Source organism: uncultured Winogradskyella sp. (assembly GCF_947495255.1).
Classification (GTDB): domain Bacteria; phylum Bacteroidota; class Bacteroidia; order Flavobacteriales; family Flavobacteriaceae; genus Winogradskyella.
The window spans coordinates 1-23,579 of sequence record NZ_CANLYI010000004.1 but is presented as its reverse complement, the minus strand read 5'-3'; the positions used below and the strand labels follow the sequence as shown (position 1 = coordinate 23,579).

The window sequence follows — 23,579 nt, the reverse complement described above, 5'->3', positions numbered from 1 at the left end:
TAAATATTTATTGCGAAGGTACTAAAAATGAGTGATTAATTTAACTTATATCTTACTCCAAAGAATAAACGAATACCTTGATTTGGACCGTAAACATATGAGGGGTCAAAGGTTAGGGCATAAGGGTTATCTGAAGTAGCAAGCACATTGCCATTTCCATTAAACTGAACGTTTTCATCAAAAGGATCGTCAGACCTTGCAATTATGAATGGATTCCCTTTGTTGGGTGTCCAGTTTAATAGGTTTTTAACGCCTCCATAAATTTCGAGATTCTCTAAGCCATCATGCGTTATTTGAATATTTTGAATACTCCAGGTTGGCGAATATTCTTGCCTAGGGTCTAAATCACCAAGAAGAGGTAGTCGCATTGGTCCATAAATGTTTCCGGTGTAATCTATAGTAAGATTTGTTGGATAATTTTTATAACTAAAAGACCATACTCCAGAAAATTTCTCAGTTAATATTTGTTCTGTATGTTCGCCATTTTCAGTTTGTGATACATCTTGATATGTAGCACCAATAGATGTATTTATGCCACTACCTAAAACAGCATCAATATTAAAGCTAAGTCCTGTAGAGGTTGAATAGCCATCGAGATTTCCATAAATTATTTGATTTGGGTTGGTATCGTAATCCGGAATAATAGCATTTGTAAAATAAGTATACCAAGTAGAAGTATCAAAAGTGAAATACATTCCGTTTTTTAAGTACAATTTTTTCATATAATTAAGTGTAATATTATATGATTCTTCGGGTTCTAAAGCTTCTTCAATAACAACATCTCTTGCTCCTGTGAGTGCAGCGTGTTCTTCGGTGAATAGATTTACGACTCTAAAACCGGTACCTGCGTTTAATCTAATTATATCGTTGTCCGTTGGTTTGTATTTATAGGCAATTCTTGGTGTAAAAATATTACCATGTCTGCTATCATAATCATAGCGCATACCTAATAATAAACTTTGTTTTTTACTGAGTACAATTTCATCTTGAACAAACAATGAAGGAATAGTAACCTCGTCTGCATTGAGGGTTGCTGTGGTATTATCATTGTAATAATTGTAACGAATTGCAGAGCCAAAGAGTAAATCGTGGTTACTGATTGTTTTATCCCAAATAAATTGACCAAATCCAATACGTTGTTGTGCTAAATAGGGTGTATCTCCATAAACTGAGTTTTGATCATGGTCAGAATACGAAAATTGAAAATTTACTTTCTCTCTAATTGGTAACTCATAGTTTCCTAGAATTTCAAAACGAGAAGTGTAAATACTTTCGCCATAAACCTCGTTTCCGCCTCTGTTAACTTTGGTCCATTGTAATTCTCCGCCCCACCGATCCTCATAAAAGTAACGACCTGCAAGAGATAATTTCTTGTTATTTGCTCTTTTAAAATCCCATTTCTGAAAGATGGAAATTCGATCTTGGAGTGTTAAATCTGTGAAGTTGTCGTTGTTGTTATCGATAATATTATCGTATTTAAAATAGTTGGTACCAAACAAAACAGTTGCTTTTTCGCTAACGTTTGCTTTAAAGCCAACATCTAAATTAACTTCGCCCCAACCTGTAACAAAACCGTCAGCAAAAAAACGAGGAGCGTTTTCTGGTAATTTGGTGATTATATTAATTAAGCCACCAACAGCTTCGCTTCCGTATAAAGAAGAAGCTGGTCCTTTTACGATTTCAATTTGTTCTATGAGTGAATTTGGGATTCCAGATAAACCATAAACTGTAGATAAACCGCTAACAATTGGCATACCATCAATTAAAACAAGTGTATAAGGACCTTCTAAGCCATTAATATGAATATCACCTGTGTTACAAACATTACAATTAAGTTGCGGACGCACACCATTCACATTCTGTAGCGCTTCAAAAATATTGGGTGTTGGGTTTTTCTTTAAGAACGTTGGTGTGTAAACTTCAACAGGTACCGGACTTTCTAATCTTGAAACTGCTTTAAGGGTTCCGGTAATTATGACGTCATCTAAATTGTCGCTTTCATTTAAATTAAAGGTTAAAAAAGCTGACTCATCTCTAATTGTAATAGTTTTCTTTTGAATTTTATAACCTGTAAAAGAAGCTACTATGGTATAGTTTCCTGATTTTAGATTTTCTATGATAAAAATACCATCATCATTGGTTGTTGTTCCTTTTGTGGTGTTTTCAATATAAATATTAGTGTCAGGTAGTGGTTCTCCATTGGATAAAACTTTACCCTTTATAGAGTATATAACTTGGGCTGAAGCAGAAGTACAAAGTATTAAAATTAAAGCTTGAATTAGTTTCATTTTGGTTTAAATTAGTTTTACCTTGAATTATTTTTACACAAATATAAAATATAATTTAGATTAGTCTAAAAATATTTTAAGAAATATATCTTTTCTATATTTGTACAATAGACTTATACTATGATTACACTAACTGAAGAAAACTATATTAAAGCTATTTATCACCTTGGAAGCAATGGTGAAAAAACGGTAAATACAAATGCTATTGCTGAGGTGATGCAAACGAAAGCTTCTTCGGTTACTGATATGATTAAAAAGCTTTCTGAAAAAAATTATGCCGACTATAAAAAATACCAAGGTGTTACTTTAACAAAAGAAGGACGATTTGTTGCTACAAACATTATTAGAAAACACCGACTTTGGGAAGTGTTTTTGGTTGAGAAATTGAATTTTTCTTGGGATGAAGTTCATGAGGTCGCAGAACATTTAGAGCATATTAAGTCTGAAAAACTAATTAATCAACTAGATGCTTTTTTAGAGTTTCCAAAATATGATCCACATGGTGATCCAATTCCAGATAAGGAGGGGAATTTTCAACACATTGAGAAAATAACCTTAGCAAAAGCAGAAGTTGGTTCTGTTTATAAATGTGTTGGTGTAGATGATACGTCCTCTAGTTTTTTGAAATATCTTGATAGCAATAAGATAGCCTTAGGTACTATAATTACAGTTAAACATAAGGAACCCTATGATAATTCAATAAAGATAGAAATTGAAAGTTCTGAAATTGTTGTTTCTCAAAACGTTGCTAAAAACCTGTATTTAAAAAAGGTTTAGAAATAGTAAGATAAATAGTATTACACTATTTAATGACATCCGCAACCGTCATCTCCACCACAAGCTTTAGATGCTTTTTTATTTGGAGACCAAACAAACTTGCGTATCAAAAACAATAAAGCGAAAGCTACTGCTGTTACTACTAATATGTTTTGAATAATTGTGTTCATAATTTTATATCTACTAAATTATTAACTCTATTTTAAAAGCTGATAAGCAATCAATGCTACAATATAAGCAAATCCCGTCATAATTACCAATTGGTATATTGGCCACTTCCAAGAATTTGTTTCGCGTTTTACTATGGCAAGTGTACTCATGCATTGCATGGCAAAGGCATAAAATAATAGTAATGAAATACCAGATGAAAATGTAAACACTTTTTTATTGGTGTTTTGGTGCATTTCAGAGCCCATTTTTGCTCGAATGGTTTTATTCTCTTCATCTTCCATTTCGCTACCAACACTATAAATAGTAGATAGTGTACCAATAAAAACTTCTCTTGCTGCAAAAGAGCTAACAATAGCAATTCCTATTTTCCAATCATAACCAAGAGGTTTTATTGCTGGTTCTACTGCTTTACCTATATAGCCTAAAACTGAATTTTCTAGTCTTAAAGCCGAAATTTCATCGTTAATAACTGCTTTTTTAAATCCATCTATTTTTAGAGTTAATGAATCTGAAATTTGAGCTTGAGAAAGATCAATTGAGTTTTCGAGATTTGTAGTAATTAAATCTTCCGTATAACGTTCTACTTTATTACTTAGAGATATATCTTGAATGTCATTAAAGCCATTAGAATCAAATTGCTCTGTTATAATTGACTTAGCATTATCAAATTTATCATTAACTCCAATTGAGCCTAAAACCCAAATTATAATTGATATGGCTAAAATTATTTTACCAGCTCCAAAGACAAAAGCCTTTGTTTTTTCTAAAACGGTAAAAGCTACATTTTTGAAAAGCGGAAGTTTGTAATTTGGCATTTCTACAACAAAGAAACTCTTACTTTTAAATTTCATTATCTTGTTTAAAATCCAGGCAGAACCAACAGCAGCGCCAAACCCAATTAGGTATAATAACATTAAGGTTAGTGGTTGGTAGCCTAAACCAAGTATTCTTCCTTCTGGTATTACTAATTCAATAATGATAAGATACACAGGTAATCTCGCAGAACAGGTGGTGAAAGGTGTAACTAAAATGGTGATTAAGCGTTCTTTCCAGCTTTCAATATTACGAGTGGCCATAATTGCAGGAATAGCACAAGCGGTACCAGAAATTAAAGGCACAACGCTTTTTCCGCTAAGTCCAAAACGTCGCATTATTCTGTCCATTAAAAAGACCACACGACTCATATAACCGCTTTCTTCAAGTATAGATATGAAGAGGAATAAAAATGCAATTTGTGGTATGAAAATAACTATTCCTCCAAGGCCTGCAATTATACCTTCGGCAAGTAGATTGGTAAATATGCCTTCCGGTAATGTGTTTTTTGTCCATTCGCTTAATGAAGCGAAAGAGCTATCGATAAAGTCCATAGGAATCCCAGACCAATCGTAAATAGCTTGAAAAATAGTTAACAGAATAACCCCAAAAATTAAATAACCCCAAACTTTATGGGTTAATATTCTATCTAATCTAATGCGTAAGTCTTTTGCTGATTTAAGGTCTATTGTTTGCCCTTTTGTTAGCGTATGATTAATAAACTGGTAGCGCTTTATGGTTTCCTTTTGCTGAAGACGTTTTAAATCTGCTTTAGATTTAGTTTTAAAATCTTCAACGGCATCAAAGGTTTTTCTGTCCGTTTTTCCGAAGTTAACATCTTGGGTAATAACTAACCAAAGTTTATATAATAATTGATTAGGAAATGCTTTTCTTAAGTTTCCAAAATAGGCTTCATCTATTGTAGATGCGTCCATACAAGGCTCTATAGAAAGCTCTTTGTGTGTTGCTATTAATTCTTTTAGTTTATCTATTCCCTTATTTTTTCGGGTACTAATTAACGCAATTTTAGTTTTTAGTTGCTCTTCTAAATAATCTAGATCTAATGAAATTCCTTTGTATTCCATTCTGTCAGACATGTTAATGACTAATATTGTCGGAATCTTTAAATCTTTAATTTGCGTAAATAATAATAGATTTCGTTTTAAGTTTTCTACATCACTTACTACAACTGCAACATCTGGATAATCTTTATCGTTTTTATTAAGAAGTAATTCAATAACAACATTTTCATCTAATGACGATGCATTTAAACTATAAGTTCCAGGTAAATCAATAATATGTGCTTTTACGCCTCGAGGTAACTTGCAAATACCTTCTTTTTTTTCGACTGTAATGCCAGGATAATTACCTACTTTCTGATTTAAACCAGTAAGCGCGTTAAACACCGAAGTTTTTCCTGTGTTTGGGTTTCCTATTAATGCAACGTTAATCTGCTTACTCATCTATGGTTTCAATTATAATGTGAATAGCAGTTTCTTTTCTAATCGCCAAATGTGTTCCGTTTATATTAAGATACATTGGGTCTGCAAATGGTGCAACTTGCACAAGTTCAACTGAATTACCAGGTAAACAGCCCATTTCGAGAAGTTTTAAAGGAATATGAATTGAAGACACGTCTGTAATTACGCCTTGTTGTCCTCGTTTTAATTCTGCTAATGTCAAACGTTGCTTATTTAGAATTGTTTTAAAGAAGCAAAAGTAAGAGAAATTTATTAGTGAATAAAACTAGATAATAAATATTTAACAGCTTTATAATGTTTTACAAGCCATCAAAGTACTTTAAGGTTTTAATATCTTCTAAAATACGTTCAATATCTTCTGGTTTTGTACCATCGTAAAAACCTCTTATTTGACGCTTTTTATCAATGAGCATAAAGTTTTCGGTATGAATCATATCATACTCATCACCATTACCATCTGTTTTTACCGCTAAGTAGCTTTTTCTGGCCAATTCATAGATTTGTTTTTTGTCACCTGTAACTAAATTCCATTTGCTATCTATAACACCTTTTTCTTTGGCGTATTTTTTTAATTGTGCTACAGAATCTATTTTGGGTGTTACTGAATGTGAGAGCAGCATAACGTCATCATCATTAATAATTTCCTTTTGTATTTGCTCCATGTTTTTTGTCATTACAGGACAAATGGTTTGGCAAGTTGTAAAGAAGAAATCTGCTACATATATTTTATCCTTATAATTTTCTTGCGTTATAATTTCTCCGTTTTGGTTGGTTAAACTAAAATCGGCAATTTTATGATATTTTAATTGATGCTGAATGGTGCTATCTACCAATTCTTCAGCAACCATTGCAGGTTGATAAATAGGAAGCGGTTGTTTTACATTAAGGATATTATAAATAATAGCAATGATTATGATACAAAGTATAGAAAAGAATATTCCGAAGTTTTTGTAACCTTTAAAAAAAGAAAGAAACGACATTATAATTGAGTTATAGAAAGTTGAAAGGCAAAAATACGACCCAATGATAATAAAAGCTTTATTTTTAACATTAAAATGAGTGCTATGAAACAACTTTTGGGATGCTTTATCCTATTATTTGCGACGCAAATAAATGCTCAGGATTATCATGAAAATTTAAAAGCAATTCGCTCTTCTGAAGCTAATATGGCATTGCGTCAAATGGTAAATACCATAAATGCTAATACAGCGAATTATGATGTGAAATATCATCGATTAGAATTAAATGTAGACCCTTCAGTCTCTCAAATTGCTGGTGAAATCACAACCTATTTTGAAGCTAATGAAATCATGACAGAAATTACTTTTGACTTGGCTGATAATATGACGGTTACTCAGGTTTTACAACGAGGAAATAGTTTAAGCTATTTACAAAATGTTGATGATGAATTAGTAATAACATTGCCACTTACACAAGCACAAGGCGTTTTAGATTCTTTAACAGTGACCTATTCTGGTAATCCAATAAGTTCAGGTTTTGGTTCTTTTGAGCAAACCACACATAATGGTGCTCCAATAATGTGGACACTTTCTGAACCCTATGGTGCTAAAGGTTGGTGGCCTTGCAAACAAGATTTAATAGATAAAATAGATTCTATAGATGTACATATTACAACACCAGAGTTTAACGCTACTAATGAGAGTTATGTTGTTGCTTCTAATGGTTTAGAGATAAGCCAAACAGTTGTAGGTTCTGATAAAACGACGCATTTTAAACATCGTCATCCCATTCCTGCTTATTTAATTGCATTTGCGGTTACTAATTATGAAGTGTATTCGCATACAGTACCAAACAACGGAAGCCCTTTTGATATTATAAATTATGTCTATCCAGAAAGTTTAATAACGGCTCAAGCTAGCACAGAAATTACTGTAGATATTATGGATATTTTCACGAACTTGTTTGAAGAATATCCTTTTTCAGATGAAAAATATGGTCATGCCCAATTTGGTTGGGGAGGAGGAATGGAACACACTACAATTTCTTTTATGGGTGGATTTAGTAGAGGACTTATTGCTCATGAGCTAGCACATCAATGGTTTGGTAATAAAATTACTTGTGGTAGTTGGAAAGATATTTGGCTAAATGAAGGATTTGCGACGTATTTAGCAGCTTTGGTTATTGAAGATTTAGATGGTGAGGCTAGTTTTAAAAATTGGAGACAACAATCTGTAAATACCATTACGTCTCAAACAAATGGAGCCGTTTACCTTTCTGATCAAGATACAACGTCTGTAAATAGAATTTTTAGTAGTCGCCTTAGTTATAATAAAGGTGCTATGGTTTTACATATGTTAAGACGTAAATTAGGAGACACCGATTTTTACCAAGGTTTACAAGATTATTTAGATACACCAGCTTTGGCTTTCGATTTTGCTAAAACGGAAGATTTTATTAATGCCATGGAATTGTCAACAGGTGAAACTTTAGATGAATTTTTTGATGATTGGATTTATAATCAAGGCTATCCAAGTTATACGGTAAATTGGGACCAAAACGGAAATCAGTTAGAGTTGGTAGTATCCCAAACCCAAAGTGATGCGTCTGTATCGTTTTTTGAAGCAGGTGTTCCAGTTAGGATTGTAGGAACTTTGGGCGAAAGTTTAGATGTTGTTCTAGATAATACTATAAACAACGAAGATTTTTTTGAAACTGTAAATTTTACTGTTCAGGAGGTTTTGTTTGATCCGGACTATAATCTTATTTCAAAAAACAATACAGTAACCTTAAGTGATTTAGAATTTGATATTGATTCAGATATTACGCTTTACCCAAACCCAACATCGTCTGTTATTCATATTTTAAAACCAGACCATTTAGAGGTAGAAAGTATTAAAATATACAATAGTTTAGGGCAATTGTTGTTGCAATCTAGTTGGTCTTCTCAAATGGATTTAAATAGTTTAACATCAGGCTTATTGTTTGTGCAATTTCAAACAGAAAATCAAATAGTCAATAGGCGAATTATTAAAATTTAGAACTAAGCATCATAAAACGATGTCAAATATTTTAATAAATCTTTTTGATTTAAATACCTTACTTTTGCAAATCGAATTTTGAAAAAGATTACATGGAATTTATTATAAAAATATCTCAATTTTTACTCAGTTTATCTTTGCTTATTGTGTTACACGAGCTTGGACATTTTATACCAGCCAAACTTTTTAAAACTAAAGTTGAAAAATTTTACCTCTTTTTTGATGTTAAGTTTTCACTTTTTAAAAAGAAAATTGGTGATACCGAATATGGTATTGGATGGTTACCGCTTGGTGGTTATGTGAAAATTGCAGGAATGATTGATGAAAGCATGGATAAAGAGGCTATGGCTTTGCCACCTCAACCATGGGAATTTCGTTCTAAACCAGCTTGGCAGCGATTAATTATTATGCTTGGTGGTGTAACTGTAAACTTCATATTAGCATATTTCATCTACGTAGCACTTTCGTTTACCTATGGAGATACTGATGTTACAACAGACAGTATGAAGGATGGGTATTGGATAGAAAATAAGTTGCTCTTAGACGTTGGTTTTAAAACAGGCGATAAAATTATAGCTATTAACGATGAAAAAGTTAGTACATACTCTGAAGTAAGAAAAAATTTAATCAAAGGTGAAAAGTATTCTATCGTAAGAGATGGTGTAAATAAGGAGATTGTATTACCTGAAGATTTTTTAGGTCAATTATCATCTGGAGAACGTAAGAATGGAACGTTTAGATTAAGAATTCCATTTATGGTTGGTACAGTACCAGATACATCTATAAATAAAGGCGTTGATATAAAAACTGGCGATATTCTATTATCTCTTAATGGTGAAAAGATTCGCTATTTTGATCAAGTCGGAGATAAATTAGAAAAATATAAAAATCAAACTGTTAAAGTGAACTTCTTAAGAGAAGATGAAAAAATTGACAGAGATTTAAAGGTTAGTGAAGATGGAAAGTTTGAAGTTGGTCTTGCTACTCATAATTCTAGATTTGGTGAATTAGGTTATTTTGATATTATCCATAAAGACTACACCTTTTATGAAAGTTTTGGTGGAGGCGTAGATAAGTTTAAAGAACAAGTTTCTGATTACTTTGGTCAATTAGGAAAGATATTTACACCAAGTACGGGAGCTTATAAAGGCGTTGGAGGATTTAAGGCTATTTTCGATGTTTTCCCTGACCAATGGATTTGGCAAGATTTCTGGGGTTTAACGGCCTTTCTGTCTATTATGTTAGCAATTCTTAACTTATTACCAATACCAGCTTTAGATGGTGGACATGTAATGTTTTTATTATACGAAATGATTTCTGGGCGTAAGCCAAGCGAGAAATTTTTAGAGCGTGCCCAAATGGTAGGATTTTTTATTTTAATCGCATTAGTCTTATTTGCAAACGGTAACGATATTTTTAAAGCCATTACCAGATAAATTTTAAATTAAAATGAAAAAAAAATATAATTTCATTTTGTTGGAATAAAAAAAATGATTTATATTTGCGCTCGCTAACGCGAAAAATAACCTTCCTCTTTAGCTCAGTTGGTTAGAGCATCTGACTGTTAATCAGAGGGTCCAAAGTTCGAGTCTTTGAAGAGGAGCAAACAAAACCGATACGAAAGTGTCGGTTTTTTTGTGTTTTATAGGGTTTTATTGAATTTTTTTTAAAAAATGAAACTTTAAAAAATAAAAAAATCCCATCATATTAATGATAGGATTTTGAATGGTGTTTTAAAACGAATAAAAGGTTAAGCCTTATACTTCTTCTTTAATTGGGTTAACATCTCTGAGGTCATCTTATTTAAATCAAAATCGTGAGACCAGTTCCAATCTTCGCGAGCTACGCTATCATCTATAGACGATGGCCAGCTGTCTGCTATGGCTTGTCTAAAATCTGGTTTGTAGCTCATTTTAAAATCTGGCATTTCTGCCTTAATACTATTTGCAATGTCTTTTGGTGTAAAACTAATAGCAGATAAATTATAAGATGATCTTATGCTTAACTTTTCTGGTGGTGCAGCCATGATCGCTGTAGTTGCTTTAATAGCATCATCCATAAACATCATTGGTAAATTGGTATCCTCAGACAAGAAACTCTCGTATTTGCCCTCTTTTATGGCTTCATGATAGATTTCTACGGCATAATCTGTTGTGCCTCCTCCTGGCATTGCTTTATGGCTAATAATACCTGGATATCTAATACTTCTTACATCTACACCATATTTATTATAATAGTATTCGCACCAACGCTCACCAACTTGTTTTGTAATTCCGTAAACTGTAGTAGGTTCGCAAATAGTATGTTGAGGTGTATTTTCTCTAGGTGTTGTTGGTCCAAAAACAGCAATACTACTTGGCCAAAATACTTTTTTAATTTGTCCGCCTTTAGCTAAGTTAAGTACGTGGAAAAGTGAATTCATGTTTAAATCCCACGCTTCCATTGGGTATTTTTCTCCAGTTGCACTCAGTAATGCAGCCATAAGATAAACGGTATCTACTTTATGATTAATACAGCAATCTTTAATCGCATTAAAGTTTTTAGCATCTAAAATTACAAATGGCCCTGCGTTAACCAAATCTAATTTTCTGGTATTAATATCGCTAGCAATAACGTTATCTACACCATGGATTTCTCTTAATTTGGTAGTGAGTTCTGTACCAATTTGCCCACAGGCACCAATGATTAATATTTTTGAAGACATGAGTTCTAATTATTTTATTCGCAAAAATAGTAAGAATATACACTACGGAATATTAAATTTTTCAGAAAAAAGTCTATTCTATTATCAAATATTCAATCTCAAAATGGAATGTAAAATACTAAATATTAAAATATATAGTTTAAGTATCTTTACCATTTAAAATAAAATACATTTATGAAGATTACATCTATCCTTTTGTTTCTGTGTGGTTTTATGATTATGGGTTGCGATAATGATAAAACAACAACGACTGAAATAGAAGTTACTGAAAATACTAATCAAGATAAAAAAATTACCGCTAAAACTATTGAGAGTATTGATTATAAAGATTATGCACTTAGCCCTGAAGCGCAAGCAGTTGTAATTCCTTGGACACAATACCAAGAATTATCGAAACAAATAGGGTTTTTAAAGAAAGGTGATTTTTCATTTTTTAATGAAGATGTGGCTGATTTGCAAGAATTTATTAAAGGTTTTAAGGCGAGTTTGCCAAATGAATTTAGAACCAACCCAATAATTTCTCGAAATGCTATTATAGAAACAGCGCTGTTGAAATTGAATGAATATCTAACTCTAGATAATATTGAGAGAAAGGATAAACTGTTAGGTATTAAAGAAGTGTTTGTTGCTTTTTCTAATCTTAATTATCAGATTAATAAAAAGTTAGAGCGCGACATGTACAATGATATTCAGCCAGAATAATTTATAAATAAAAAATGCAGCTCATTGAGCTGCATTTTTTATTTATAAATCTAAGGAAGTATTATTCTTTTTTTGCTGCAGCAGCTGCTTTCTGTGCTTTTTGAGCCTCTAAAGCTTCTCGGCTAATCTTAGCTATATTAAAATTAGGATCAATGGCTAGAGCTTCATTAATTAAAGCTAAAGCTGTATCCATATTAGCTGTCTTGTTCTCTGTATATTTTAAAAGGCCTTTAAGATAGAGTAAAGCCGCTTTCATTGATGTTTCATAAGGTTGTTGTCTTTCGTAAAACGTACGTTTCATGTCGTCTTTTACGTTAGCTAAACCGTAATCGATATTTAGTTTTGCACCTACTAAATCGTTGATTTGAATTTTCATATCAGCCATTTCATATGCTAAATAAACATTAGGATTACGAATAAATAAAACTTCAAAATGCTCTAATGCCATTTTTGGCTGATTTAGATTTTTTAAGGCTAAAGCTTTTACTTCAACATTAATATCAGAATCAGTATCTGATTTTTCAACTCCAATAGTATTTATTGCTTGCATATATTGACCTTCGGAAAGGTAGATATAAGCTAACGTATCTCTACGTGCTACAGAAGGTTCTAAAACTTCAAGATGTGTCATAGCATTAATAATGCCTTGTACATCACCTTGTTTTTTCATTTGTTTATAATATGCTTCGTAGTGTTTTTTTAATTCAGTATTCGTCTGTGCGACCATGCTTACTGAAAATAGCATAAGGAATGCAATAGTAATCGTCTTCATTTGTTTTATAATTAGTTTAATATTATGGCTAAAACTATAAAAATTAATAAGAAAAGGTCTTATAAATTTCATAATTTCTATGGTTCTACTGTAAAGGTATAATTCAATAGTTGTACCAAACTTGTTGAATCTATAATTTTTCCTTTGCTTTCTTCCTTATAATTATACTCCGGAAGTGGTAAATTTTTACGCTTGCAATCCTCTGAGTAATATGTGTCTTTATTTATATGCTTTGGGTAAGCAGCATTTAGGGTTGTATTCCAATATTTATTTTCAATTATATTTTGAATTATTGTAATGCAATCTACTTTATGAATTAAGTTGATTGGAGCCTTTGGATTAGATACATTTTTTCTTCCAGATAACATACTAGATGGATGACGCGTTTCATCTATTAAACCGCCAAATCTTAAAATTGTAGTTTTAAAATTAGGGTTGTTTTGAAGCATTTGCTCTATCTCTATAAGTTGTTTTGCATTACTAGCTGCAGCATTTGGCTTTGTTTGCGCTGTAATTGTTGGTGAATTGGCTTCGTTTTTAAAAACAGAAGTAGAACTTATATAAAGTACATTTTTTATAGCATGAGCTTCTATGGCACACATTAAATGTTTTACTTCTAAGATGTGATTTTTATTTGGGTTTCTTCGCAGTCCTGGTGGAATATTAATAATTACAGTATCACTTCCTGTTAAAAATTGAGAATAATTACCTGAGATTTCAGTTTCGTTTAATTCAACTAAAAAAGGTTGAATGGAGTATTTTTTTATTACTTCTAATTTGTTTTTAGACGTTGTAGAACCGTTAACAATAAAACCTTCTTCAACTAGTTTTTTAGCTAAATCTAGGCCTAACCAACCGCAACCAATAACACTAATTTGTGATTTCAAGATAGAGAGTTAAAATTGACGACAAAAATACAACTTATTAGTCCGTATAGCTTTGGATTTGGTTAACCAATTAATTTTCAGTAACTTTAAGATTCACTCTAAATATTATAGCTATGGCATTTAAAAGTTTTCAAGGCGCGCGAAAGCAGCAAAACACTACAGAATCTGTTAATTTGAAAGTGCGAGATTATATGACCACTAATCTCATAACATTTAGACCTGACCAGTCTGTGCAAGAGGTTGTTGTAGCTTTAATAAAGCATAAAATTTCTGGAGGACCAGTAGTTAATAGTAACCAAGAATTAGTAGGTATTATTTCTGAAGGTGATTGTCTAAAACAATTGAGTGAAAGTAGATATTACAATATGCCATTGGATCATGATAATGTTGAAAAACGAATGGCAACAAATGTTGAAACTATAGATGCCAACTTAGATGTGTTTGATGCTGCAAACAAGTTTCTACAGTCTAAGAGAAGACGTTTTCCAATAGTGGAAAATGGAAAATTAATTGGGCAAATTAGTCAGAAGGATATTCTGAAAGCAGCACTTTCGCTTAAAGGAGAAAATTGGAATAGTACAACTAAAGGTGGTTCTTAATCATCGCGTTTTACTAAAGCATAATATTCGCCTTCTAATGGTAAATAACCTTGGTCATATACAAAATAGTAAATAGTGCCTGCTTTTGTAGTATATATGCTTGTAAAGTAATTAAAATCGAAACCTTTTTCAATTAGTTTAGCTCTAGAGCATTTCATTTTTTTGTTAGGGTTTAGAGCCTCTAGAATTCTGTAATTTTTACGTAAGCGGTTATTAGTGTTTCTTACTAGGTTTTTAGAATCTTTATTAAGGCGATTGTTTTGCGCATTTCTACAGCCATCACTACAGTATTTTTTATCTATTCTGCCAATTATTACATCGCCACATTCTGGACATTTTTTGCGCATATTCTTGTATTTGTAACAACAATATACTAATTATAATTTTTATAAACCACTGGCAATGATTACAGTGTTGGTGTTATTAACTTTGTTGTAGATCTTAACGTCATATATTTTTGTTTTTAAATAAGAGATTAGAGTTTCAACTTTATCCTTATTTACTTCTTCAACAGAAGCATTAAAAAGTATCACGCCTTTAGATGATTTTGAATTTAAAACTTGATTCCAAAATTTTGTATTTAGAAATTTACTTGGCACTGTAAGGTCAATATATAAATCGATAATAATTAAGTCGAATTGTTTTGTGTTGTCCACCATAAAATCTGCAGCATCTGCACAATAAATTTTTAATTGCTCGTTCTCGGTGATACCAAATTCGGTTTTTGCAATATCAATAATTACAGCATCTATTTCTACAGCTTCAATACTTTTAGTGTATTTAAATTTGGTTCTGAGGGTTTCTATAACGCTTCCGCCACCCATTCCTAAAACCAAAACAGCATCTACTTTATTGAGCTTAATTTTATTGAGTCCGAATTCTAAAATACGTTGTAATGATCCATAGCTGTAATTTGCATTTTCTGTATTGAGGTGTTTTTTACCATTGTACCATGTAATTTCTAAGTTTCCGCTGTAATTAGACTTAATAGTTTTGGTAACAGGATAAACATAGCTGAGCAATCGCTTCATAGAAAGAAATAATAATTTGTGGGTTATGTGGTTGGTTTTATACTATGCAATTGTAACGAATAATAAGGATTTAAAGACGGTTGAATCTAATAAGTTAATAACGACTATAATTTCTGTCAAAATAATCTAACATTTTTTTTAAAATGTAACAATCTCGAAAAATGTCTTCTTGTAGTTAACTCAAATTTTGGTATTGTATCTTTTGGTTTTTTATCAAAAACAATTCCGTTTTTACATTATTGTTTGTCATTCAAATTTGAAATGTATTTCTATATGGTTTTGCACCTAATTTAGGAAATAAAAACCGAATAGAAAACTTACAATAATTTTGAATGTAGGTGAGAACTAGCAATTAATAGTAAATATAATTGATATTGTTTTTTAGTATTCTAGATGGTTTAGTGCGAAACTATCTTCAACCCAACAATTGAGATAATTAATGTAGAAATGAAAAATAAGCGTAAAAATGTTGCTGGTTCTTTAAAAATGAAAATCCCAACCAATACGGTTCCTACAGCACCAATACCTGTCCAAACAGCATAGGCTGTGCCAATAGGTAGTTGTTGTGTCACTTTTATAAGAAGAGACATACTTATTACTAAACAAATTAAAAAACTAATGTACCAATAGGTAGATTCAGTTCCGGTAGCCTCTTTTGCTTTGCCGAGACAAGCAGCAAATCCGACTTCAAAAAGACCAGCAATTATTAGTAGTATCCAGTTCATTAGTTATTAATTCATTATTTTGAAAATGCATTCAAAATTCCCTTTGCTTTATCTGTATCTTTTTTATCTACAAAAATATGGTCGTGATAATAAGCTGCAACAACATTGCAACTAATTCCGTTTTCGGATAAGGCACTAGAAAATGCAGCTGTTAGACCTACTGCCTCTAAAGAGGAATGCACTGTAAGCGTAATCCAAGACGCAATAAAAGAATAGTCTAAGTTTAGTTGGTCTGCAACTTCCTTTTTAGTAATAATGGTAGTGCTTTCTTCTTCTTTAAAAGTCATTATGATTTGGCTCAAGTTGAGTTGATCCAGATTTTCTGTTTTACAAAATACAAATTCGCCTAAATTGTGTTTAGGTTTCATTGATTTTAAAAGCATCTCTAAATTTTTTTCTCCATTCATTTATTCAGCGCTTTTATTGAGTCTTAGTAGCTCATTTAAGGTAGCCTGTCCAACACTATGAGCAGATTGCGGGTTTTGGCCTGTTACCAGTCTTTGGTCAGTAACAACGTGCTTAGTAAAAGGTGCTGACTTTTCGAAAATAGCACCATGCGCTATTAATTGATCTTCTAGTAAAAACGGAACGACATTTTCAAGTTTTACTTTAACCTCTTCTTCATTTGTAAATGCGTTTACTTTTTTACCATCTACAAGATATGATCCGTTACTTAATTTAATATTTACAAGACCAGCAGGTCCATGGCACACAGCGCTTACTACACCATTGTTTTCATATATCTGCTTTGCTATATCTGCAATTTCTGAGTTGTCTGCAAAATCCCACATAGCACCATGACCACCTGCATAATGGATGGCTACATAATCATCTGGATTTACTTCGTTCGGTTTTTTGGTATTTTCAATTTTGTTTCGATACATGTTGTTATCCCAAAATTTCTTATTGATAGCATCCGTCATGTCAAAGGCGTCTAAAGGTGCTTTTCCACCTTGTGGGCTTACAAAATCTATTTCGTAACCAGCAGTATGCAATACATCCCAAGGATGAGAAACTTCACCGAGATAGTATCCTGTTTTTTCTCCTGTATCTCCTTTTTCACTATGGCTTGTTACTACAAATAATATCTTTTTTAGTGCTTTCGTTTCTGTTTTTACAGTTGATTTCTCTGAGTTACTTTTATTATTACAGCCTATAAGAACAACTGTAAACAAGGATAGAAAAAGAAGCGTTTTAATTTTAATCGTTTTTGACATCTCTAAATTTATTTTAAAATAATGTTTTAGATTATTCCATTTATGAGAAGGTGAAAATAATTTTAGAACCTCCAAAATAGAATAATACTACAAGGCAAAAGTCTTAAACATTTGCGAGAAACCATTTAACAAATGATAAAAACGAGATTTATTTTATGTTGGCTCTAATTCTACTTAAACTAACTTGGGTAATGCCTAAATAGGATGCGATATGAGATAGTTGTACACGTTGTATAATGCTAGGGTAATTTTTAAGAAGTGCTAAATACCTTTGGGTTGCGGTATTAAATTGTAAAGAAATAAGGCGCTCTTCTGATTTAATAAGTTCTAATTCTGAAAATTTACGTCCCCAATTTGCAATTTGAATGTCTTCTAAAAAGAGTTTTTGAAGTTTTTCTGTTTTTAATTCGTAGAGTTCGCAATCTTCTAATAATTCTACATCTTCATATCCTTTTTGATTGTTAACATGACTTTGCATTGATACTATAGGATCTCCTTCTTTGCCAAACCAAAACGTAATTTGATTATCATCTGAAAAAGCATATGCTCTTGCTATTCCTTTTTTAATAAAATAAATATTGGTTTCAATTTTATTTGCTCTAAATAAAATATGGCCTTTTGGAAACTTGGTTTCAATTATTGATTCCGTTAACAAGTTTTTTGCTTTTGTTGTTAACGGATAAATAGTATCAATAATTTGGTTTATTTCCATACAGTTTTTGGTAATCAATTTGTTACTAGTTCAGTTTTGTTAGATAATACCGAATGAGTTTTTGTGATAAGAATTTGCTCATTTGCTATTTTAACAAGTCACTGAGGATTATATGTTTTCCATTTATTATTCACTTAATTGAATATGAGATTTTTATTATTCTTAATTAGTCTATTCTTGTTCGAAAATAATATTTCTTTCTGTATTTTTTTTATACATATTCTTGGGAATAATTGTTCTGTTTGCGGTTGGACAATAGTTTTTACTATTAGGGTTTAGCATATAGTCGAGTTGATACTCAATCATTTTTTCAAAAGGAATAAGAAAGTCCTTTGTGTCACATTGTTCTAAGTTGCCTTCGTTAAGTAAATTTAAAACGGTATAGACGGACTCAATAGTGCTAAGGCAAAGCGATTCTGGCTGTTGCTTTATAATAAATTTTGATTTTATGTTATTATCAAAGCTCACTCTTTTTAGTTTTTGCAAGTTCTTACTTAGTTTAAGCATTTTACGAGCACAAGGCCATGTGCCATCAATAAGAAAGATATGTGGATTTTTACCCATAAAAGAATTCATTTCTGAACTTTTTCTTGCCGATAAGTTGAAATTATCCTTTCCTGGATAAAGTAAAAAAGAAGAATTACTGTCATTAGCCAGTATTTCATTTACGCGATTATCATTGGAGAAATCGACACCAACTATAATCTCTGAATTTTCAAGTTGAAGCTTCGTCATGTGTCCTGTTCCGTTTTTTTCTTTTTTGTACTCCTTAGGGTGCATAAGAATAATAAAACGGGTCTTAGTCTGGAAAGTACTAATGTGTTTACAAATACAAGTGCTTGAGGGCCTCATGCACTTGTAACATTGGATTCTTGGATTTTTTGTATCTACTTGCAAGATGAATCTTTTTATTTTTTAATTTGGTATAAGGTTATTGTATATGTTTTGCTTTGTCTGTTTACTGTGCTCTGGTGTTACGTATTTAAAACACCTAATTTAGCAAATACAAACCGAATAGGAAATCTTTGAGGATTTTGGCGAGTAGTCTATAGCTAGGTAATTAATTGTACACGGTGTTGTGTATAGTTTTAGTTTTTCAATTCTATATTTTTTTTAAGCATTTTAAAGGTATATAAACTTTGTAAATTAGAAATAGAGTTTTATTCCGTAGTATTTTTAGTAGAGATATAGGATTGGACGATATCACTTTTCCCTCACTCAATTCGATTTCTATTTCTTTTTATTTTAATTGTTGATTAAACCTTTTAGTTAAAGTAAAGTCTTACTTCTATTGAGTAACTAAAATATATTATATGAAAAAAAATAAAGCGTATGTAAAAAAAGTAAAGTCTTATCCTGCAAAAGGATTATGCTTATTCGTTGTAATAATTTTTGCTTTTTTATGGAGTTGTGGCTCAGATGATGAAGATAGTAATACAGTTGTACTCGAAGAACCGGAATTGAATGAGCCCATTATCCAAAGTCCTACACCTCTTATTCATCTTGCAGATAATTTGGACGAACAGGATCAATTAGGATGGTGCATAGATACACAAGGCAATGGCTTCAGTGAAAATCTTCATACACATTCTTGTAAGCCTACTGGTGGTGATGTGCAATTTATTTATAATGAAGAGACTCTTCAGATTTGCTCAGTAGAGTTTACGGGTTTTTGTATAGAAATGCTAGGAGGACCTGCTGAAGGTATGAGCTTAAACCTTGTTGAAAGTAATACAGATTCATCTGATCAGAAGTTTATTTATGACGAAAATAGTGGAGAATTTAATCCAGAGGCAGATACTAACCTTTGCCTGGCCGCAGGAAATACAAGTGGCGTTGCTGGTATCTATATGTTTCGTTCGCTAACCTTGGAGCTTTCATCTGAAACTGAAGAAAGTTTAAAAAAATGGGTAATAGTTACCAATTAAATTAGGGAAACTGATGAATTCAAGTAGAAAAAACAGTTTAATTAATTGAATTGATTTTTTTGTGATAAATTCGAGTAATGTTTTTAAATTAAGCACAACGTGATTGTATATGGTTAGTTGCGTGGTTAAGCAACTAATTTAGCAAACTTTTACGAACCCGTGAAAATTCCGCAGGAATTTTCGCAAGTAAGCTCAATGAAGCAATTAAATATACACGGTGTTGTGCTTTCGTTATTTATTTAATTCTTTATCAATACTATCTATAGTTGCATCAGCATCCTCAATTAAATCATTAAGTCGTTTAATAGATGTAGTTGAAGTATTCGTATTCCATAAATGAAAAGCTTCGAGTACAAGAATTAATTGAGGTTGATTGTCCGTAATTTTTAATTCATCATTTAATTCTGGCTGAATTTCTAGCCTTTTTCTTAAAGATATATTTCCTCCAAGCGTGGATGCATTTCGTAGCATTCCAACTAATTCCTTTACGTTTCCATTATTTCCGTCAATCATTTTGTTTTGACGTCCCAAATAAGTTGTCAAACTATTATTGATTTCTTGTGGTAAAAGACTTATGTCTCCCGAATTTATTAGGGTGTTAATAGTGTTTGTCTCAAAGTCCATAAGCACAACAGTATATTTTACATTACGTAGATTATGCAAGGTTTTAGTAGCATTTAAACTAGGTTCTTCAAAGGTTTCCGTATAATCTTCATATGTTTTTAAATAATCTTCAAAAGTTGAAATTAAACTTTTAGCATACGCTTTGTCACTTTTTAAATCTATTATAAGTTGTTGGTAATATATTACTCTTTTTTCTTCAAGTTTTCGGTTTTCGTTCCTATTATTTATTGAAAGAGCAATCAAAATTCCAATAACTACAAGAATAATCTCTCCAATGGCATAAAGTAGATATTTACTGAATTTATTTTCAATCAGCGTTTTTTGTCTAATTTTTCTAAAGAATTTTATCATTGGTTAGTGGTTTCTGGTATTGAAGCACAACGTCCACTGTGTATGGCGAAGTGAGGCGCGCCTCACGGGAAGGCATAATTGCGCCTCATTCGCTATACACTTTGATGTGTGTAGTTTCGTGTGGAGTTCACGTAGACTCGACTAAATATAGCACAAAATTAGACGAGGTGCAATTAACAGTGGACGATGTGGTGAAATTAGTAGAAAGGAAGCGTTTGGAAAACGCGATTCTACGTGCCGCAGGCAATTTCACCACATCGTGTTTGTATATGGTTTGTTGCGTGGTTAAGCAACTAAGTTAACAAATAAAAACCTAATAGAAAATCCGCGAGGATTTTCGTAAGTAGGCTAGAACCAAGCAATAAATTATATACAGTGTTAGCCACAGGTTTTTAACTATCTGCTAATTTCTTTATTGTTCTTTTAAGAAAAGCTGTTTTATCTTTTTTAACCTCTTTTAATAGTGTTTTTGTTTTATCAGGAATGTCAGAAAAATATTTTCCTCCCCATAAATTAATTTCAATAAGTACAGGAAGCAAATCAATTCCTTTTTTAGTGAGTTTATATAACACTTTTGATTTGCTATTTGGATGTTCGAGTTTCTCAATTATCTTATTCTGTTCTAAAGTTTTTAATCTTGAGGCTAAAATGTTGGTTGATATTTTTTCTTCTGATTTTAAAAAATCACCATAAGTACATTGTTTGGCAAACATTAAATCACGAATGATTATTAATGACCACTTATCTCCCCATAAATCAAGAGAGCAACTTATGGGACAATTCGACCTTTCTTTATCTTTTGACATAAATTATTTTTAAAGCACTTGCATTATGCAAGTGAATTTGTATATTAGCACTTGCAAATCGAAAGTAAATATATAATATAAAATTTTAAGAGATGAAAAATTCAAATGCAATTAAGACAGAATATGCAAATATTGATAATTTTAAAATTGCCTATCGAAAAAGAGGTAATGGCATTCCAATTATATTAGCTAATAGATTTAGAGGAACTTTAGATACTTGGGACCCGCTTTTTTTAGATTTATTAGCGGAAAACAATACTGTAATTACTTTTGATTATTCGGGTGTAGGCTATTCTGAGGGTGAATTGCCAATGGATATTAAAAAGATTGCAAGTCAAATAATTGAACTTGCTGACTATTTAAAGATTGATAAGTTTTTTGTATTAGGTTGGTCATATGGTGGTTGGGTCGCACAATATGTTACATTTATGAATTTGTCAAGAGTTTTAAAAACTGTAATTATAGGTAGTAATCCAATTGGAAAAAATGAAGTACCTCTTGAGCCTTTGTTTCTGAAACACGCCTTAAAACCAATAAATGACTTAGAGGATGAAATTATTATTTTTTATGAACCTAAATCAGTGAAGAGTAGAAAAGCAGCTAAAGAATCTAGAAGTAGAATTCATTCTAATATAGATATTTCAAAAATTCCATCTAGTGAAGAAGAATTTAAACGCTATTTTGCTGTTGCTCCATCTGTGGTAGAGGATAAAGAAAATTTTAGAGAAAAGTATACAACTTTACAGACACCAATTTTAGTTATTTCATCAGACCACGATATATCATACGCTACGGAAAATTGGTTTCCACTTTTAAAAAACGCTCCTACAATTCAACACATTATTTTACCTGATTCAGGTCACGCAATGCATTTTCAATATCCTAAATTATCGACTGAGTATATTAATATTTTCCTAAAGAATTAGAAAAATAGATTCTTTAATAAATTGTGATTAGCTTGATTAACTTGTGGCTAACGTCCACTGTGTATGGCGAAGTGAGGCGCGCCTCATGGGAAGCCATAATTGCGCCTCATTCGCTATACACTTTGATGTGTTTAGTTTCGTGTGGAGCTCTCGTAGACTCGACTAAATATAGCACAAAATTAGACGAGGTGCAATTAACAGTGGACGATGTGGTGAAATTAGTAGAAAGGAAGCGTTTGGAAAACGCGATTCTACGTGCCGCAGGCAATTTCACCACATCGTTGTTGTGTATGGTTAGTTGCGTGGTTAAGCAACTAAATTAGTAAATAAATCACAGATAGAATATTCCGCAGGAATGTTCGTAAGTCGGCAGTGACCAAGCAATTAATTATACACGGTGTTGGCAATCTGGCTTTTATTTATTCAGTTCGTTTTTATACAATTCCGCTATTTTTTTCCTTTCGTTTTCGTTTTTTAAAATATTCTGTAGCCACATTTGTGGTTGGTCAGTTGCATTCCCGTATTCTCTATCCTTATATTCTTTAAATTCCGAAAATTCAAGCCAATTCTTGTTGTGAATATGCTGAAGTGAATAAACAGCCATTTCTCCGTTTGTTGCTCCAAAAAATGGGCAAGTATGCACTTTGGTTTTAGTTGTGTCAGAAAGCTTGGTTATAAGAAATTCAGTCAATTCCGTTTTGTCATTTTTCTCAAATTTCTCCCATTCCTTTTCGCTAAAAACCATAGTAGGAATTTTTCTCTTTTTTTCTGCAACATATTGTGTTCCACCTAAACAACCTCCTTTTTCAAAGACCATAAAATTCCACTGTTCAGCAATTGAATCGGTCTGTTGAATTTCGGGTTGGGAAAATTCTTTAGTCAATTCAGCAGTTTCAATGCTCAATTCAGATTTTGATTCCGATTGATTTTTACAGGAAATCAAAGTGAAAATCAGAAGTAATATGTTTAATGCGTGTTTCATTTTCAGCTTGTTGCCAACGTTGTTGTGTATGGTTAGTTGCGTGGTTAAGCAACTAATTTAGCAAATAAATCACAGATAGAATAT

Annotated in this window: 25 protein-coding genes and 1 tRNA gene; 8 read left to right on the top strand and 18 right to left on the bottom strand. The window is 31.8% G+C overall.

Annotation, left to right across the window (positions count from 1 at the left end):
* Positions 1 to 35: 35 nt before the first annotated feature.
* Positions 36 to 2,288 carry a TonB-dependent receptor gene (locus tag Q0807_RS06940; RefSeq protein WP_299107969.1) on the bottom strand — a complete coding sequence of 751 codons (2,253 nt, stop codon included), beginning with the start codon at positions 2,286 to 2,288 and terminating at the stop codon, positions 36 to 38.
* Between the two features lie 123 nt (positions 2,289 to 2,411).
* Here Q0807_RS06940 and Q0807_RS06935 point away from each other — a divergent pair, with 123 nt between their 5' ends.
* The gene (locus Q0807_RS06935) at positions 2,412 to 3,065 is read left to right on the top strand and encodes a metal-dependent transcriptional regulator (RefSeq protein ID WP_299108647.1); all 654 of its coding nucleotides are present in this window, start codon (positions 2,412 to 2,414) and stop codon (positions 3,063 to 3,065) included.
* Between the two features lie 29 nt (positions 3,066 to 3,094).
* On the opposite strand, the gene Q0807_RS06930 is transcribed toward Q0807_RS06935, so the two are convergent.
* From Q0807_RS06930 to Q0807_RS06915, 4 genes are all read right to left on the bottom strand, one after another.
* On the bottom strand, positions 3,095 to 3,235 hold the full coding sequence (locus Q0807_RS06930) for a FeoB-associated Cys-rich membrane protein (protein ID WP_299107967.1): 141 nt from the start codon (positions 3,233 to 3,235) through the stop codon (positions 3,095 to 3,097).
* 27 nt (positions 3,236 to 3,262) lie between these two features.
* Complete coding sequence (gene feoB / locus Q0807_RS06925) at positions 3,263 to 5,512, bottom strand: ferrous iron transport protein B (protein ID WP_299107965.1); 2,250 nt, start codon at positions 5,510 to 5,512, stop codon at positions 3,263 to 3,265.
* The gene (locus Q0807_RS06920; protein ID WP_299107963.1) at positions 5,505 to 5,732 is read right to left on the bottom strand and encodes a FeoA family protein; all 228 of its coding nucleotides are present in this window, start codon (positions 5,730 to 5,732) and stop codon (positions 5,505 to 5,507) included. Before Q0807_RS06920 ends, feoB begins: the two co-directional genes overlap by 8 nt.
* Positions 5,733 to 5,829: 97 nt before the next feature.
* Positions 5,830 to 6,510, bottom strand: coding sequence for an SCO family protein (locus tag Q0807_RS06915; protein WP_299107961.1), 681 nt, complete (start codon positions 6,508 to 6,510; stop codon positions 5,830 to 5,832).
* Positions 6,511 to 6,594: 84 nt separating this feature from the next.
* On the opposite strand from Q0807_RS06915, the gene Q0807_RS06910 reads away from it, so the two are divergent.
* The 3 genes from Q0807_RS06910 to Q0807_RS06900 all read left to right on the top strand — a co-directional run bounded on the left by Q0807_RS06910 (position 6,595) and on the right by Q0807_RS06900 (position 10,132).
* Complete coding sequence (locus tag Q0807_RS06910) at positions 6,595 to 8,529, top strand: M1 family aminopeptidase (RefSeq protein ID WP_299107959.1); 1,935 nt, start codon at positions 6,595 to 6,597, stop codon at positions 8,527 to 8,529.
* 92 nt (positions 8,530 to 8,621) lie between these two features.
* On the top strand, positions 8,622 to 9,965 hold the full coding sequence (gene rseP / locus Q0807_RS06905) for an RIP metalloprotease RseP (protein WP_299107957.1): 1,344 nt from the start codon (positions 8,622 to 8,624) through the stop codon (positions 9,963 to 9,965).
* Between the two features lie 93 nt (positions 9,966 to 10,058).
* A tRNA-Asn gene (locus Q0807_RS06900) sits at positions 10,059 to 10,132 on the top strand.
* A gap of 147 nt (positions 10,133 to 10,279) precedes the next feature.
* Here the strand turns inward: Q0807_RS06900 and Q0807_RS06895 are convergent.
* Complete coding sequence (locus tag Q0807_RS06895; protein WP_299107955.1) at positions 10,280 to 11,233, bottom strand: NAD-dependent epimerase/dehydratase family protein; 954 nt, start codon at positions 11,231 to 11,233, stop codon at positions 10,280 to 10,282.
* A gap of 174 nt (positions 11,234 to 11,407) precedes the next feature.
* Here Q0807_RS06895 and Q0807_RS06890 point away from each other — a divergent pair, with 174 nt between their 5' ends.
* Positions 11,408 to 11,935, top strand: coding sequence for a hypothetical protein (locus Q0807_RS06890; RefSeq protein WP_299107953.1), 528 nt, complete (start codon positions 11,408 to 11,410; stop codon positions 11,933 to 11,935).
* A 61-nt stretch (positions 11,936 to 11,996) separates the two neighbouring features.
* Here Q0807_RS06890 and Q0807_RS06885 read toward each other — a convergent pair whose 3' ends face one another.
* Positions 11,997 to 12,707, bottom strand: a complete 711-nt coding sequence (locus tag Q0807_RS06885; RefSeq protein WP_299107951.1) for a hypothetical protein — start codon at positions 12,705 to 12,707, stop codon at positions 11,997 to 11,999.
* 77 nt (positions 12,708 to 12,784) lie between these two features.
* Positions 12,785 to 13,594, bottom strand: a complete 810-nt coding sequence (locus Q0807_RS06880) for an NAD(P)H-binding protein (protein ID WP_299107949.1) — start codon at positions 13,592 to 13,594, stop codon at positions 12,785 to 12,787.
* Between the two features lie 113 nt (positions 13,595 to 13,707).
* Here Q0807_RS06880 and Q0807_RS06875 point away from each other — a divergent pair, with 113 nt between their 5' ends.
* Positions 13,708 to 14,193, top strand: coding sequence for a CBS domain-containing protein (locus Q0807_RS06875; protein ID WP_299107947.1), 486 nt, complete (start codon positions 13,708 to 13,710; stop codon positions 14,191 to 14,193).
* Here Q0807_RS06875 and Q0807_RS06870 read toward each other — a convergent pair.
* From Q0807_RS06870 to Q0807_RS06840, 7 genes are all read right to left on the bottom strand, one after another.
* On the bottom strand, positions 14,190 to 14,540 hold the full coding sequence (locus Q0807_RS06870) for a hypothetical protein (protein ID WP_299107944.1): 351 nt from the start codon (positions 14,538 to 14,540) through the stop codon (positions 14,190 to 14,192). The two genes, Q0807_RS06875 and Q0807_RS06870, sit on opposite strands and share 4 nt — an antisense overlap.
* A gap of 39 nt (positions 14,541 to 14,579) precedes the next feature.
* Positions 14,580 to 15,224 (bottom strand): spermidine synthase, encoded by a 645-nt coding sequence (locus Q0807_RS06865; RefSeq protein ID WP_299107942.1) that lies wholly within the window; start codon positions 15,222 to 15,224, stop codon positions 14,580 to 14,582.
* A gap of 398 nt (positions 15,225 to 15,622) precedes the next feature.
* Complete coding sequence (locus Q0807_RS06860) at positions 15,623 to 15,949, bottom strand: multidrug efflux SMR transporter (protein ID WP_299107939.1); 327 nt, start codon at positions 15,947 to 15,949, stop codon at positions 15,623 to 15,625.
* A gap of 14 nt (positions 15,950 to 15,963) precedes the next feature.
* On the bottom strand, positions 15,964 to 16,356 hold the full coding sequence (locus Q0807_RS06855; RefSeq protein WP_299107937.1) for an ACT domain-containing protein: 393 nt from the start codon (positions 16,354 to 16,356) through the stop codon (positions 15,964 to 15,966).
* Complete coding sequence (locus tag Q0807_RS06850; protein WP_299107934.1) at positions 16,357 to 17,166, bottom strand: type 1 glutamine amidotransferase domain-containing protein; 810 nt, start codon at positions 17,164 to 17,166, stop codon at positions 16,357 to 16,359.
* 148 nt (positions 17,167 to 17,314) lie between these two features.
* Positions 17,315 to 17,878 (bottom strand): Crp/Fnr family transcriptional regulator, encoded by a 564-nt coding sequence (locus tag Q0807_RS06845; protein ID WP_299107931.1) that lies wholly within the window; start codon positions 17,876 to 17,878, stop codon positions 17,315 to 17,317.
* A gap of 171 nt (positions 17,879 to 18,049) precedes the next feature.
* The gene (locus Q0807_RS06840; RefSeq protein WP_299107928.1) at positions 18,050 to 18,775 is read right to left on the bottom strand and encodes a tRNA-uridine aminocarboxypropyltransferase; all 726 of its coding nucleotides are present in this window, start codon (positions 18,773 to 18,775) and stop codon (positions 18,050 to 18,052) included.
* Positions 18,776 to 19,191: 416 nt separating this feature from the next.
* On the opposite strand from Q0807_RS06840, the gene Q0807_RS06835 reads away from it, so the two are divergent.
* A complete protein-coding gene (locus tag Q0807_RS06835) occupies positions 19,192 to 19,806 on the top strand; it encodes a hypothetical protein (RefSeq protein ID WP_299107925.1) in 615 nt (204 codons plus the stop codon).
* 231 nt (positions 19,807 to 20,037) lie between these two features.
* Here the strand turns inward: Q0807_RS06835 and Q0807_RS06830 are convergent, their stop codons facing one another.
* Positions 20,038 to 20,781, bottom strand: coding sequence for a DUF6090 family protein (locus Q0807_RS06830; RefSeq protein ID WP_299107922.1), 744 nt, complete (start codon positions 20,779 to 20,781; stop codon positions 20,038 to 20,040).
* 392 nt (positions 20,782 to 21,173) lie between these two features.
* Positions 21,174 to 21,587: a helix-turn-helix domain-containing protein gene (locus Q0807_RS06825; RefSeq protein ID WP_299107920.1), complete on the bottom strand. Its 414-nt coding sequence runs from the start codon at positions 21,585 to 21,587 to the stop codon at positions 21,174 to 21,176.
* A 92-nt stretch (positions 21,588 to 21,679) separates the two neighbouring features.
* On the opposite strand from Q0807_RS06825, the gene Q0807_RS06820 reads away from it, so the two are divergent.
* Positions 21,680 to 22,513, top strand: a complete 834-nt coding sequence (locus tag Q0807_RS06820; protein WP_068359671.1) for an alpha/beta hydrolase — start codon at positions 21,680 to 21,682, stop codon at positions 22,511 to 22,513.
* A 415-nt stretch (positions 22,514 to 22,928) separates the two neighbouring features.
* Here the strand turns inward: Q0807_RS06820 and Q0807_RS06815 are convergent, their stop codons facing one another.
* Positions 22,929 to 23,495 (bottom strand): hypothetical protein, encoded by a 567-nt coding sequence (locus Q0807_RS06815; RefSeq protein WP_299107910.1) that lies wholly within the window; start codon positions 23,493 to 23,495, stop codon positions 22,929 to 22,931.
* Positions 23,496 to 23,579 lie beyond the last annotated feature (84 nt).